The organism is Paenibacillus sp. J31P316 (genome assembly GCF_056269105.1).
Map to the genome: position 1 here is coordinate 1,000,730 of NZ_JBWDNI010000001.1, position 14,106 is coordinate 1,014,835.

9 protein-coding genes are annotated in these 14,106 nt (G+C 57.2%); 3 read left to right on the forward strand and 6 right to left on the reverse strand.

Features of this window, described 5'->3' with window-relative positions:
- Nucleotides 1-44 precede the first annotated feature (44 nt).
- Nucleotides 45-1,187, reverse strand: a complete 1,143-nt coding sequence (locus tag AC0YNU_RS04375; RefSeq protein WP_475753482.1) for a metallophosphoesterase — start codon at nucleotides 1,185-1,187, stop codon at nucleotides 45-47.
- Nucleotides 1,188-1,559: 372 nt separating this feature from the next.
- On the opposite strand from AC0YNU_RS04375, the gene AC0YNU_RS04380 reads away from it, so the two are divergent.
- Complete coding sequence (locus AC0YNU_RS04380) at nucleotides 1,560-4,229, forward strand: carbohydrate-binding protein (protein ID WP_475753484.1); 2,670 nt, start codon at nucleotides 1,560-1,562, stop codon at nucleotides 4,227-4,229.
- A 245-nt stretch (nucleotides 4,230-4,474) separates the two neighbouring features.
- Here AC0YNU_RS04380 and AC0YNU_RS04385 read toward each other — a convergent pair whose 3' ends face one another.
- The 3 genes from AC0YNU_RS04385 to AC0YNU_RS04395 all read right to left on the reverse strand — a co-directional run bounded on the left by AC0YNU_RS04385 (nucleotide 4,475) and on the right by AC0YNU_RS04395 (nucleotide 7,216).
- Nucleotides 4,475-5,341: a helix-turn-helix domain-containing protein gene (locus AC0YNU_RS04385; protein WP_475753486.1), complete on the reverse strand. Its 867-nt coding sequence runs from the start codon at nucleotides 5,339-5,341 to the stop codon at nucleotides 4,475-4,477.
- A 92-nt stretch (nucleotides 5,342-5,433) separates the two neighbouring features.
- Complete coding sequence (locus AC0YNU_RS04390; RefSeq protein ID WP_475753488.1) at nucleotides 5,434-6,180, reverse strand: phytanoyl-CoA dioxygenase family protein; 747 nt, start codon at nucleotides 6,178-6,180, stop codon at nucleotides 5,434-5,436.
- 226 nt (nucleotides 6,181-6,406) lie between these two features.
- Nucleotides 6,407-7,216, reverse strand: coding sequence for a phytanoyl-CoA dioxygenase family protein (locus AC0YNU_RS04395; protein WP_475753490.1), 810 nt, complete (start codon nucleotides 7,214-7,216; stop codon nucleotides 6,407-6,409).
- Between the two features lie 161 nt (nucleotides 7,217-7,377).
- On the opposite strand from AC0YNU_RS04395, the gene AC0YNU_RS04400 reads away from it, so the two are divergent.
- On the forward strand, nucleotides 7,378-8,199 hold the full coding sequence (locus AC0YNU_RS04400) for a helix-turn-helix domain-containing protein (RefSeq protein ID WP_475753492.1): 822 nt from the start codon (nucleotides 7,378-7,380) through the stop codon (nucleotides 8,197-8,199).
- Between the two features lie 221 nt (nucleotides 8,200-8,420).
- Here the strand turns inward: AC0YNU_RS04400 and AC0YNU_RS04405 are convergent, their stop codons facing one another.
- Nucleotides 8,421-9,872 (reverse strand): DHA2 family efflux MFS transporter permease subunit, encoded by a 1,452-nt coding sequence (locus tag AC0YNU_RS04405; protein ID WP_475753495.1) that lies wholly within the window; start codon nucleotides 9,870-9,872, stop codon nucleotides 8,421-8,423.
- Nucleotides 9,873-10,076: 204 nt separating this feature from the next.
- Between AC0YNU_RS04405 and AC0YNU_RS04410 the strand changes: the two genes are divergently transcribed.
- Nucleotides 10,077-10,763, forward strand: coding sequence for a TetR/AcrR family transcriptional regulator (locus tag AC0YNU_RS04410; RefSeq protein ID WP_475753497.1), 687 nt, complete (start codon nucleotides 10,077-10,079; stop codon nucleotides 10,761-10,763).
- Between the two features lie 212 nt (nucleotides 10,764-10,975).
- Here the strand turns inward: AC0YNU_RS04410 and AC0YNU_RS04415 are convergent, their stop codons facing one another.
- Complete coding sequence (locus AC0YNU_RS04415) at nucleotides 10,976-14,071, reverse strand: PAS domain S-box protein (protein ID WP_475753499.1); 3,096 nt, start codon at nucleotides 14,069-14,071, stop codon at nucleotides 10,976-10,978.
- Nucleotides 14,072-14,106 lie beyond the last annotated feature (35 nt).

Genomic DNA, 14,106 nt, shown 5'->3' on the forward strand with positions numbered 1-14,106 from the left:
TTATACGATGAATCCGCAGCATGACCAATACGAATTTGTTGACACTATTGGCAGCCGAATCGGACGGTGATCGACAATATCTCGCTGCGGCTGCCGATACGGATCGGCGGCCCCCACGTGCCGAAGCCGGAGGACACGAACGCATGCAGCCGCCCGATCCGCTTATAGCCCCAGTCCAGTTCGAATATCCGGCGGGTAATCCAATGATTCGGAGCCATTTGGCCGCGGTGCGTATGGCCGGACAACGACAAGTCCACGCCCGAATCGGCGATTTCGCGAAGCGCGGACGGCTGATGATCCATCAGAATCCACGGCTTGGAGGAATCGAGACCTGCCGTCAATTCGGCGACGGAAGCACGGGAACGGTCGGTCTTGTCCTTGCGCCCGATTAGATAAAAGCTGTCGCCGAGCAATATGGCCTCGTCACGCAGGACGGGCATATGCAGCTCGCTCATGGCCGGCACGTAGGTTTCGATGCCGCCGCCATAATATTCGTGATTGCCAAGTACCGCAAAGGTTCCGAACGGAGCTTGCATCTGCGCCAGCTGAAGCCCGTACTGCCGGCGGACGAATGGCTCGACGTCATCGTCCAGCACATCCCCGGGCAGCAGCATGATATCCGGCTTTAATTCGTTCACGCGACGGACGAGCCGGTCCAGGTGCCGCTTCCCGACCGTCGTGCCGAGATGAAGGTCGGAAGCGACCGCGATATGCAGCTGTTTCAATTCGCCCGCAGGTTTGGACAGCTCAACCTCATACTTGCGGACGATCGGCGACCAGGCATTCCACGAACCGCGGAGCATAATGATCAGCAGGATCAGAATAACGGCGCTGCCAACGGACATAATAGCTTCAACATGCGACACGGACAGAGCCCGGAGGAGCCAAGCGGCTAAATCCGCGAAAGGCAGCAGGAGCACCGCATATTCAAAGACGGCGAGCCAGTAAGAACCGATCCGTTTCAATCCCAGCGCAACCCAAGCAGGCAGCCTGCGGCGAAGCATCCGCGCTATCAAGTAGCCGAACGCCCCAACCGCGTAGATCGGCCAAAACAAGGCTGTGTAAGCAGCTCCGTCAAAGCCCAGCCACTCCCCGAGAAACAGCTTCAAGTGCCATCCCACAAAACCTTGCAGGCACAATAAAATAAACAGCATCACAAACGGTCGTACAGACATTTTGCGTTTCATGGCGTCCTCCAACTCCTCTAGCGGCGTTCGAAAAGCATCCGTTTCCATTCGTCCCTCTCGCTTCTCTGAATCTAGTATAGCGGCTTGCGAGAGTAAAAGCGAAGCAGGCCTAATCGGACAAAGAAAAGGCAGGAAATAACAGGCTTTTCCCCGAAATAATACAAGGATGCGCTGTCGATATTCTATTATTTGTAAGCGCATTCAAATTCGTTAAGATTACGTAACTGATACGCCGCGCAAGCTTAGCCGGAGGCTTCCGCTTGGTCGCGAAAGGAGGCATGCGTCCGCAGACAAGACGGACACCGATTGCAGTCTCGTACAGCGAAGAACGACGCAATCGCATAACCAACCTTTCTTAAGGAGCGTGTATTCATGAAAAAAACCTTCCTCCTCCTGCTGCTCGGCACCTTGCTGCTCGGCCTGGTGCCGGCCATCGGCGCGCAAGGCGGCGCAAGGACCGCCTACGCGGCCGACGCGTGGGGACCGCTTGCCGGAACCGACGATCTCGGCCGAACGCTGCCGCAGAACGCATCCGTCGGCGGGCCGAAACCGAACCGGACGGTTGCCCTCTTCTACTTCCTCTGGCAGCAGCGCGGCACCATCAATCCGACCAACTGGATCATCAGCGACGTCGTCTCCTCCCACCCCGGCGTACTCTCCGACATGAACAGTCCTTACTGGTACAGCGCCATCGGCAGCGGCAGCATGTATTATTGGGGCCAGCCGATCTACGACTACTACGACAGCTCGGATTACTGGGTCCAGCTCAAGAACGTGCAGCTGTTGACCGACGCCAACGTCGACATCCTCGTGATCGACGCCACGAATGCCGTCACGTACTCGAACGTGGCCAACATTCTCATGAACGCGATCGACGCGGTCAAGGCGCAGGGCAAAAACCCGCCGAAGGTCGTCTTCTACACGAATACGAATTCCGGCAGCACGATGCAGCAAATTTATAACGACTTCTACAAGCCCGGCGCTCCTTACGCGCATCCGAACAGCGTCTACTACTTGGACGGCAAGCCGCTGATCATCGGCTTGAGCGGCCAAGCGGCAGGCCATGATTACCAGAACTTCTTCACCTACCGCGAATCGCAGTGGCCGAACGAGGGCCAGAAGACGAACGGTTGGCCATGGCTCGAATTCGTCCGGCCGCAGCGGGTGTACACGAACGCGAGCGGCCAGCGCGAGATCGTCAACGTCTCCGTTGCCCAGCATCCGAACGGCATTTTCGGCGACACGGCGCTCTATGGCGTTCCCGGCGCCTGGGGCCGAAGCTATCATAACGGTGCCTCCGGCAGCGAGCCGGCGGATACGCCGTACGGCTACAACGTCCAAGAACAATGGGACTACGCCATCGCGCAGCAGACGCCGTTCATCTTCGTCACCGGCTGGAACGAATGGATCGCCGGTCGGTGGGACTACGGCAACGGCAAATCCAACTTCGTCGACCTTGCCACCGCCGAGTACAGCCGCGACATCGAACCGACGCTCACGGGCAATCTGAAGGATAACTACTATATGCAGATGGTCGACAATATCCGGCGTTACAAAGGCATCGAGCCTATCCCGCAGCCGAGCGCGGCCAAGACGATCGCAAGCTTCGCCGACTGGACGGACGTCTCTCCGTCTTACAGGGATTATACCGGCGATACGCTGGCCCGCAATTCCATCGGCGCTCCGGCGGGCATCACGTACGCGAACAACACCGGGCGCAACGACTTCGACACGCTGAAGGTGAGCCGCGACGCAAGCAATCTGTACTTCTATGCCAAAACCGCCGCCAACGTCACCGCCAATTCCGGCAGCAACTGGATGCGGCTCTATCTCGACATCGATCATAATCCGGCCACCGGCTGGAAGGGCTATGATTATCGCGTCGCCGGAGGAAGCGCGCTCCAGCATTACGTCGGCAGCAGCTGGACGAGCGCCGGCACGGTCGCGTACTCCGTCAGCGGCAAGGAAATGATGATCACTATTCCTCGCAGCACCGTCGGCAGCCCTTCGGATCCGCTTCAATTCGAATTCAAGTGGTCCGACAACATGCAGAGCGACACCGATCCGCTCGACTGGTACGTGAACGGGGACGCCGCACCCGGCGCACGGCTCAGCTACGCCTATTCCGCGGTGACGCCGCCCGCTCTGCCGGCCGTCGCGAACGGCAGCTTCGAGACGCCGGCCATCTCCGGGTTCCAGTACAATCCGTCCGGCTCGGGCTGGACGTTCGATCCGGGATTCGCGGGCATCGAGCATAACGGCAGCGCGTTCGGCGCGCCGAACGCGCCGGACGGCACCCAGGCCGCGATTCTGCAGCGGACGGGCTCCTTCACCCAAGCGGTGAATTTCCCGTCTTCCGGCACGTTCCAGCTTTCCTTCAGCGCGGCGAAGCGTCCGGGGAACGATCAAACGGTCAAGGTATATATCGACTCCACGCTGATCGCCACCGTAACTCCTACGAACACGAGCGCGTTCACTCCCTTTAAGACAAGTCCGTTCACGGTATCGGCCGGCAGTCATACCGTCAAATTCGCCGGCCAATCGGCGGACGACAACACGGCCTTCGTCGACGGAGTCGCCGTGCAGGCGCTGCCGGTCATCGCGAACGCCGGCTTCGAGACGCCATCCGTCCCGACGCTCCAATACAACCCATCCGGCTCGGGCTGGATCTTCGACTCCGGCTATGCCGGCATCGAGCATAACGGCAGCGCGTTCAACGCGCCAAACGCGCCTGAGGGCACGCAGGCTGCCTTCGTGCAGCGTACGGGCTTCGTCAAACAAAACGTAACGTTTCCCGCGGCAGGCAGCTTCAAAGTGACGTTCTCCGCGGCGAAACGTCCGGGAGACGGGGACCAGACGCTGAAGGTGTACTTCGATTCGACGCTCATCGGCACCTTCACGCCGACGAATACGAGCGCGTTCGCCTCGTTCGAGACGAGCGGCTTCACCGCAACGCCGGGCGTGCATACGATCACCTTCGCCGGACAAGCGGTACCGGATTGCACCGATTTCGTCGATCAGGTGGCCGTGGTCCTGAACTAACCTTCGGATTACGCGGCTAAGCATTACATTATGTCGAGCCGCATAGGCGCAGCAACAAGCGAATAGCCTCCAAGCTCCCAACGGGGAGCCTGGAGGCTATTCATGTTCTAAGCTTCCTCGAGTGGGCTTCGAAGCATTTTCGAAGCATTTTCGATGCATTTCGAACCATTTTCGAAGCATCTCCGAAGCGTTCGCTAAGCGTATGCGACCTGTTTGCGAATTGTCGACCGCCCGGCATTCAGGCCCTAATGTTTGCGATGCTCCCTAGGCGTCGTCCCGAAGCGCTTCTTGAACGCCCGTTCGAAATGCGGAAGCGTATTGAAGCCGGAGGCGAAGCAGATCTCCGTCACCGGCAGCCGCGTCGTCTTCAGCAATGATTTGGCGAATTGCAGGCGCAGCTCCTGCACGTAGGCTTGGAACGTGACGCCCGTCCCTTTGCGAAAGCACTCGCTGAAATAGTTGGGCGACAGGCCGCAGCTCCCGGCAGCCTCCTCCAGCGTAATCGTCTCCCGAAAATGATGCTGGATATAGATCAGCGCTTTCCGGACCGCGGGCTGAATCGGCTGGATAGGTTGATTCGGCTGAATCTCCGCTTCTGTGCCGGAAGCACCCGCCTGCGACTCCCTGCTGCTGCGGGACAGCTGGATAAGCAGGCGTTCGACGCTGCCTTGCACCAGCATGCCGCTCCCCGGCTGCCAGTTCTCGGATTCCTCCCAGATGAGCTCGAATTCCCGCTCCGCCGCGTCGGACTCCTCCGGGCCGTAGCCTGCGGCATGATGCGTCCCATGCGCGAATAGCAGTTCCTGCAGCGGCTCGCGGATGAAGTGGCCGCCGAAAATCAAATCATACAGCTGCAGCGTATCGCCGGGATCCGGCTCCAAGCTGTGAAAATCCGCCGGCGTCAGCAGGAACGCATCGCCTCGGCGGATCCGCATCGGAACGCCGTTCAGCACATGGGTTCCGCTGCCCGCGACGACGAAGCCCATTTCATAAAATTCATGCCAGTGCGTATCGATATGTCCGTCCAGCTGCTGCTTGAAGAGGCGCACGGGCGAGGATTGCGTCATATAGCTGTCGTTGGTCAACCGTTCGGGACTCTTATAGACGCTCATGCCTTCACCGTCGCCCCCCCGTAATACGTTATTCTATCACTCGATATGCGACTGGACGCGTAATTGCTCCGTTCGCAGGCGTGTGGATTCTATTATACATTCACAAAGGGATTGCCTGCGATATCCTTTCCGCGCGCGAGCCAAATTTTGAAGCCCGGGTTCTTCTCCGGCAGCACCTTCGCTTCCGTGGAGAAGTAGCGCATCGTATAGCCGCAGCGACGGTTAGGGCTCTTGTTCGGCGTCGCGCCGTGGATGATCCGCGAATCGTGGATCGAGCATTGGCCTGGCTCCAGCTCAAAGTAAACCGCTTGCGATTCATCGATATTTTTGATTTGCGTGGCGAAAATATTCTCGTTCTCGTTCACGGCCTCGTAATCCGAGAATCCGTTCTTGTGCGTGCCCGGGATGACCCGCATGCAGCCGTTCTCCTTGTTGCTGCGATCGATGGCCAGCCAGACGGTCGCGATTTTGTCGAAACGGTCGAGGCGGCCTTTCCAGTAGGCGGAATCCTCATGCCATGGCGTCTGCTTCCCGATCAGCGGCTCCTTGCAGATGAAATGGCTCGACCACAGTCCGATGTTCGGTCCGAGAATCGGTTCGACGAGGTCCAGCACCTCGTCCGCGAGCAGGAATTTGAGCAGCCGCTCATCGCGGAAATGCGGCGTATCAAGCTCGCTGTTCAGGCGGCGTCCGACCATCTCCCATTGCTCTTCGAAAATTTCCGACAACTCCGCCTGCTTCTCATCGCTGAACAGCTGGCTCTTGCATAACGTGTAACCATTCTCCTTGTAAAAATCGACTTCCGCCTGCGTTAATTGGGCTTTTGCAATATTGGACATGTATGCCGCCTCCTGGATTTTGGGGTACCTGCGTTATTTACGGTTTGTTGAAGCCTTCCATGACCCCATTATCGCGCGATTGCCGCGAAAGCGCTTTTCTTCTTCACGGGAAAAGTATGCATATGTTCGGATTATCGCAAAAGGCGAAGCGGTCCCATGGCAGCAAAAAGCCGCAGCCCTTGATAGCTGCGGCTTCTATACGCGGTCAGGTCATGCAATTGACCGCTTAATGATACGTGAACTCGCCCACGTCGATCCCGCAGGGGCCTCCATCGGGATTGCCTTCCAGCACGACTTCCGAACCGTCGGCCTTGTAGAGCGGGTTGTAATGCACGCTGATCGTAGCCGCGGACGCGTTGGCGTAATGGCAGATGAACGCGCGGCGGAATTGATCCTTCGTCTTGTTCCGGTAGGAACCGTGGATCAGATTGCCGTTGAAGAAGAGCACGTCGCCTTTATCCATGATGACCGGCATGACGACTCCGTCCTTCGGCGGCTTCACGTAATGATTCGTGAACGACTCCTTCGTGTCTGCCTCTTCCGGACAGGAAATTTCATGCGCTTGCGTCTTCGGCACGATCAGCAGGCCGCCGTTCTCTTCATAGGCGGCATCGACCGCCGTCCAAGCGGCGATGCAGTTGCCCGGCTCGACCTTCAAATAGAAATTGTCCTGATGCAGCGCCTGGCCTCTGGAGCCCGGAGGCTTGTAATAAAACATGCTTTGTGCCGCGTAAGCCTCTTCGCCGTACAAATCGGCCAGCACTTCGAGCACCGGCGGATGAAGCATGAATCGCTTCGCCGTCTCGTTATAGCGATGCGGATGCATGACGCGCGGATACCGCTGCAGCGGATCCTGGGATTCGCCGTCCAGCTTAGGCTCGAAATAGCCGGGAATGGTTTCCGTGCTCATGTTCTCGAAGGTTTGCTCGATTTCCCCCAAATTGTCCGGCGAAAACAACCCTTTGACGATCAAATAGCCTTCAGTATCGAATTGCTTCTTCTGTTCTTCCGTAATCGCGCGAAGTAGCTGTGCCATTATCCTTCCCCCTGTGCAAGAGTTGACGTGAATGAATGTATTTCCTATGACTTCATTGTAGAATTTTCCGCCGCAAAGCTGAAGTAAGAATCATGCTGAAAACTGCTACGATCCTGCTATAATGAAATCAATCTTCAAAGAGTTGGGAGCGTGGCACCGGTATGAGCGCGATCGATAAACGACTGCCTTCAGTAATCAAGGAGCAAGGAGCAAGCACCGTCATTTCCGGGCATTTCAATGAATCGGATACGTATATCACCAGACGCCCGGGCGGCATGAGCGATTGGCTGATCACGTATACGTTAGACGGAAGCGGCTACTTCCTCATCGACGGAGAGGAACGATTCTGCCAGGCCGGCGAAATCGCGCTGCTGCAGCCCGGCGTGCCTCACCAATATGGCACGCGCAAAGGCGGCCATTGGAACTTCATGTGGGCGCACTTCACCTCGCGGATTACGGAAACGAACCTCCTGCCTGCAGAGAAGCTGCTGGTTCACGCCTTGGATAACGAATCGGCGCGCAAGCGCGTCGGACGCGCGTTCAAACGGATCCTGTCGGACGCGATCGAACAGAGCGCGTTCTGGGGCGAATTGTGCGAGAATACGCTTCGCGAGGTTATTCTGCTGCTGGCGCAGCGGTATGCCAAGCCGCTTGATCCGCGGATCGAGGAGGTTCGCTACCTGCTTTCCTCCCGCATGCGGGAGCCGGTGCGCATCGAGGATTTGGCACAGGAGATCGGTTTGTCCCCCTCCAGACTATCCCATCTGTACAAGGAATCGACCGGCATGTCCATCATCGATTCCTTGAACGACATGCGCATCCGGCAGGCGGCCGTGCTTCTCGAGCATACCGGACGGCAGGCGTCCGAGGTGGCGGCGGATGTCGGCTTCGAGAACTATAACCATTTTGCCAATCAATTCCGCAAGCGCTTCGGCGTCAATCCGCGGAGCTATAAGAACGCGCAGCCGCGGGATCCGCAATAGGGTTGCTTCCGGATCGGCCGCGCCTGACCTGCCCCGCGAAGCTGTATCCGAACTGGTTTGCCGACCAGCTGCTCGATGGCCAAGTCGCGGCTGCCTTGAACTCACCAAACAAACCCGCCGATTCTTCAGAGAAGACGGCGGGTTTGTGGTCATGCTTATGGCGAGTTGCTTAAGAAGATATATGCTTTGGTGAAGCTGTAGATGATGATAATTGAACTGACTTAAGCCGCGACGGTGCCCGCCTGCGAGACCTTCAGTCTCCGGCGGATCAGCAGCGTGAACGGAATGGCGGCGACGGCGATGAAGGTCGCGATCAAGAACACGTCGTTCACGCTCATCGTGAAGGACAACAGCGGAATGAGCTTCACGGGATCCTTCCCGCTCTGCGTCAGGTCGGTCGCGTGCGTCAGCGTATGGGACGCGAGCAGCGAAGTGAACAAGGCGATGGCGAACGAACCGCCCACGTTACGCACCCAGTTCGTAACGGAAGAGGCATGGCCGACCATGGTCGGTCCGATCTCTTCCATTGCCGCCGTGCTCGTCGCCGCGGCTGCGAGCGATACGCCGAGATTTCGGACAGCCATCCACAGAATAATGTAGAAGTGCGTGCTGTCGCTATGAAGCTGCGTCATCTCGTAGCTGCCGTAAATGATGAGCACGAGACCTGCGATCGTCATCCACTTGGCGCCGACGATCGGATAGATTTTACCGGCAATCGGCATAGCTAGCGCCATGATTAACGAGGAAGGCAGCAGGATCAACCCGGTGTCCATCGCGGAGGTTTGCTGGACGTTTTGCAGGAACAGCGGAACGAGCAGCGTACCGGAATAGAGACTGATCGTAATGATCGTATTCGCCACCAGCGTGATGGAGAAACGGTAATTGCCGAACACGCGCAGGTTGAGCAGCGGATTCTTCGTTCGCAGCTCCCACACGATAAAGATTGCCAGCAGAACAGCGCCGATAACGAACAAGCCGATCGTCTTGCCGGAATCCCAGCCCCACTGACGTCCTTGGCTGAGCGCGACGAGCAGCGATGCGCTGCTAGCCATAACGGTAAAGAGGCCAAGCTTATCAAGCGGCGAAGGTTTGCCGATACGGTAGCTCGGAATCATAATCATGATGAAGACGATCGCAATCAAGCCGATCGGAACATTGATGAAGAACAGCCAGTGCCAGCTCAGCTGCTGAATCAGCCAGCCGCTGATCGTCGGGCCGAATGCGGGCGCCAGCATGGCGGACAGGCCCCAGATGCTGACGGCGAACGGCTGCTTTTCCCGCGGAATGACTTGGAAAATAATCGTCATCGTCGCCGGCAGAATCAAGCCGGTGAAGATCCCCTGCAAAATGCGGAACGTAATCAACGAACCGATGTTCCATGAAAATCCGCACAGCAGCGAGAAGACGACAAAGCCGACCATCGCAAACAAATACACGTTCTTATACCCGAACTTATCGCCCAAGTAGCCTGTCAAAGGCGCGATCGTGCCGAGCGACAGCATGAATCCGGTGAGCGTCCATTGGACGGTGCTCAGCGCTGCATGAAAATCGCCCATGAAGATGGTCAGCGCAACATTGATCGTGCTGATGCCGAGTATGCTTAGAAAGGCGCCGAAAAAGATGGCGGTCATAATGGGCCAAAAGCGGACGGTCGGTACGTTCGTAGTGCTCATACGGTTTGGTTCTCTCCCTCGCGTTATCGTCATGGCTCTTTCGCATGTTCATCACAGTGCGTCGGCCATTTTGTAAAATTGATCATACACCAACGCCTAGATAAAGTAAACTCATTTCGTCAATATTAGTTTAGTTTGGCTATATCGTTTATTTTACAATCCGACTTGTGTATAATTAGCGGTATAGAAAGAGAGCGTGATCCAATGGAACCGAGCAACGAAACGCAGCACTGCCGGTATACGGACGAGACGATCAAGAACAAATACGTAGTCAAGCTCCTTCACCCCGTCAAATTAAACGGCTTCCAAAGCCTTCGCATGGACGACATCGCCAAAACGATGGACTTGTCCAAAGCGACCTTGTACAAATACTTTACGTCCCGGGACGAAATCATAGACATTCTCGTGCAGCTGTTCATCCAGTATGTCGTCGGAGCCGAGAGTCAATTCGTGCCCGGCAGCGCGGAGGATTATTTCAAAGGCTTCAAGTCCTCCTTCGCCCAAACGCTGCTGATCGCCAACTATGGTACCGAAACGTTCTTCGGCGACCTGCGGGAAGTGTATCCGCAATTGATGGCGTCCATCGACGTCGCGATCAGCGAACGGAACGAGCGGCTGCGCCGCTTCTACGATCAGGGCATCCAAGACGGCATCATGTACGATACGAACACCACGCTGCTGATCATCCAGGATGAGCTCATGTTCCGCCATTTGCTGGATCCGCATTATTTGATGAAGCACAATTTGACGCTTCGCAGCGCCATCGCGGATTACTACAACATCAAGAAGAGACAGCTGTTCCGGTCGGAAGTCTACGGGCAGCTGGACGATTCGGGCATGGCGGAACGGATCGAACAGCTCGTTCGCAAAGTCACGTACGGGGTGTATTGATTCGGATTGAGCGATTGATGATTGAGCAATTTGATGATTGAGCGATTGAATGATTGAACGACAAAGGACCGCGGCAGGCGCTTTCACGCTTGCTGCGGTCCTTTGTCGTTGGCGGCGAGAATGATGTTGATGAATGCGTGGATGTTGTTGGAGTTTCCGTGGATGTTGTTGGAGTTTCCGTGGATGTTCTTGGAGTTTCCGTCGACGCTGGTTTATATCGAGATTCTCTCTCGATCCGACTGATTCTCGTGAACGACGACCCGATTGCGCGTCCGCTTCGCTTCGTACAAGCATTTGTCCGCTGCCGCCACCAGCGAATCCTCTTCGCTTCCGAACTTGGGCACGACCGATGCCACGCCGAGACTGATCGTCAGATAACGGCTGACCTTCGAATTGGCATGCGAGATTTCTTTGCCTTCGATTCGTTCCCGAAGAGACTCCGCAAGGCTCGCCGCCTCGCTTAGCGTCGTGCCCGGAAGCACGATGCCGAACTCTTCGCCGCCGTATCGGGCGACGAAATACCGCGGCTTCTTGAGCGAGGTTCGGATCGCGGATGCGACCGTCTTCAAGCACATGTCGCCGCCAAGATGCCCGTACGTATCGTTGTACGCCTTGAAATAATCGATGTCCAGCATGATGAGGGACAGCGGTTCTTTCTTGAGGGTATGCGTGTTCCATTCCGCGCGCAGCTGTTCGTTGAAGTACCTCCGGTTGAATATTCCCGTCAGGCCGTCAAGCGAGGACAGCTTTCTCAGCTCGTCATTCGCTGCACGAAGCTCCGTCTGCGTCGCGATCCGCCCGGTAATGTCCGACAGCGAGACGAGCACGCTGCTCACGTTCCCCTCCTGGTCTAACAACGGCGAGCAGTTGCAGGAGATCATCGCGCTTTCCCCGTTCGGCCTTCTGAAAATAAACTCGCTGTTCGACACCGCCCGGCCCGTCCTAATCGCGATCGAAACGGGATATTCCTCGATCGGCAGCGGATTGCCGGCGAAGTCGGCCAGCACCCAGATCGGGCTGTCGTACGGAAGGCTGATAATCTCCTCCTTGTCCATGCCGAAGATTTCTTCCGCCATCCGGTTCGCCACGGCGATCCGTCCGCTCTGATCGACGACCACGATTCCCGACGGCACCGTCTCGATGATCGTGCCGAGCCGCAGCTGGCTTTCGACGGCCGTCTGCTCCAGCGCCTTGCGCACCGTGATGTCCTGGAGATAGATGGACAGACCGACTTTGGACGGGTAGATATGCACGCTGTACCACGCTTTCAAATGCGGCACGTAATCTTCCGTCGAGACCGGCACCTGCTCCTCCATGGCTTGTCGGCAGCTCTCGCGCATTGGCGAGTCCGCCATTCCGGGGAAAACGTCCCAAAGCAGCCTGCCCATGATCTGCGAGCGGCTTCGGCCGAGCATGCGCTCCGCTTCGCTGTTTACATAAGCCAGCGTCCAATCATAATTCAGCGCCATGAAAGCATCCGTGATGCTCTCTAAAATATTGTTGATCCGCGCTTGCGACTCCCGGTACGCTTCTTCGGCCGCCTTCAGCTGCGTAATGTCGCGGCTGACGGAGACGACGCCCATGATGTCGCTGTTGTCGCGAAGCGTGGAATACGACGTTTGGTAGCTGCGCGGAGCGCCTTCGGATGATTCCGCGCACCATTCGATAACGTTCGTCTTCTCCTGAAGCGCCAGCCGCATCGCCTGCTCGTGCAAATCGGCGTTATCGGAATTCATCAGCTGACGAACCTTCATCCCCGTCTGCATAGCCGGGAACGTTTGGCCGCCGTCGTTCATGGACCTGCCGTAGACGCCGGTCAGCTTCAGCTCGGCATCGTACGTCGCCACGACCTCTTCCATGGAACCGACGATCAGCCTGAACCGTTCCTCGCTCTCGCTCAGCGCGCGCTCGACCTTGCGTTGTTCCGTAATATCGATGCCGATGCCGATGACGTGTTTGACGTCTCCGTTCGGTTCCTGAACGATCGTATTGGACCAGGCGATCAAACGCAGCTGGCCGGAACGCGTGCGCCAATGATTCTCGTTGCGATTGCTTCCGCCGGCAGACAGCAGCGCCTGGAAATGCGAGCGGACGGACTCCCGCTCTTCGGCCGGAATGAGCATGTCGTAGATGGAGGCGTTCCGCACGTCCGCGAAGGTGTAGCCGGTTGCCTGCTCGCAGCTGTGATTAAATCGCAGCATTCCGCCGTTTCTGTCCAAAACGACGATAAGCGAGGCCGCCGTATCGATGATCGACGAAGCAAAATTACGCTCTTGGCTGAGCGCTTCCGTCCGCTCCCGGATCGTATCGGACATGGCGTTGAACGATTGGCCCAGTTGTTGAAACTCAACCGTCGACGACTTCAGCACGCCGGGATCGATCCGGTGATGATAGTCCCCGTCCCTGATGATCCGAACGCCTCGCAGCAGATGGTTGACCGGGCTTGAAATTCGTTTGGACGTGCGAAGCATGACGAGCACGGCTGCAAGCATGGCCAGCAAAATGAACAACGACGCGTATTTGAGCTCCGTGTACAACGCCGACAGCACGTCGTCCTTGGCGGCTTCCCCGATAATCAGCCAGCTGCCGTTCTTGGTCCATAAATACGCGCCGTACACCGATACGCCAAGGTAATTGTCGTACGCGCGCAAGGAGATGCCGCCGGCCTTCGCCTTCTCCAGCAGGTCAGGATGGATCCGGAGCGGTTCATCCGCCCCGCTTCCCTCGCCCGTAATCAGCGTTCCGTCCCGATTGACTACGTACGTCTGCCCTTGCTCGCCGTACGTAAACCGCCGCATGAGCTGCTCGATGGTCGTAAGTTCGACCGTGCCCATAATGAGTCCTTGAAAGGAATGGTCCTTCGAGACGACGGGCGAAGCAAACACGATGATTCGTTTGCCGTCTACGCGCGAGGCGAGCACATCCGATACCGTCGCCGCCCCCTGCTTCGCAGCCTTGAAATACGACCTGTCCCGAAGATCCGTGCCGTCGGAAGTCCTGCCGTCGGGGCCGACGAGCCCGATCGCGCGGAATTCCCGGTGGTTCTCTTTGACCAGTCCCATCAGGTCCTGGACTCTGGCCTTGTCGCCGGCCTTGTGCGCCGGATCGTTCGCGATAAGCTTGATGTCCGCCATCCGGTCGTCCAGCCATTTATCGATAAACTGCTGCTGCAGCATAATCGTCTGTTCCAGTTGATGATGGATATTCTTCTCTTGATGCACAAGCTCGACATAGGAAAAAATAGACGTGCACGCGCAGCCGACGATCAGGACGAATACGAGTCCGAGCGCTCTCAGTCTGGCGTTCAACGTCGGTTTTCTCTTCCAACGGTGAGGCACGATGT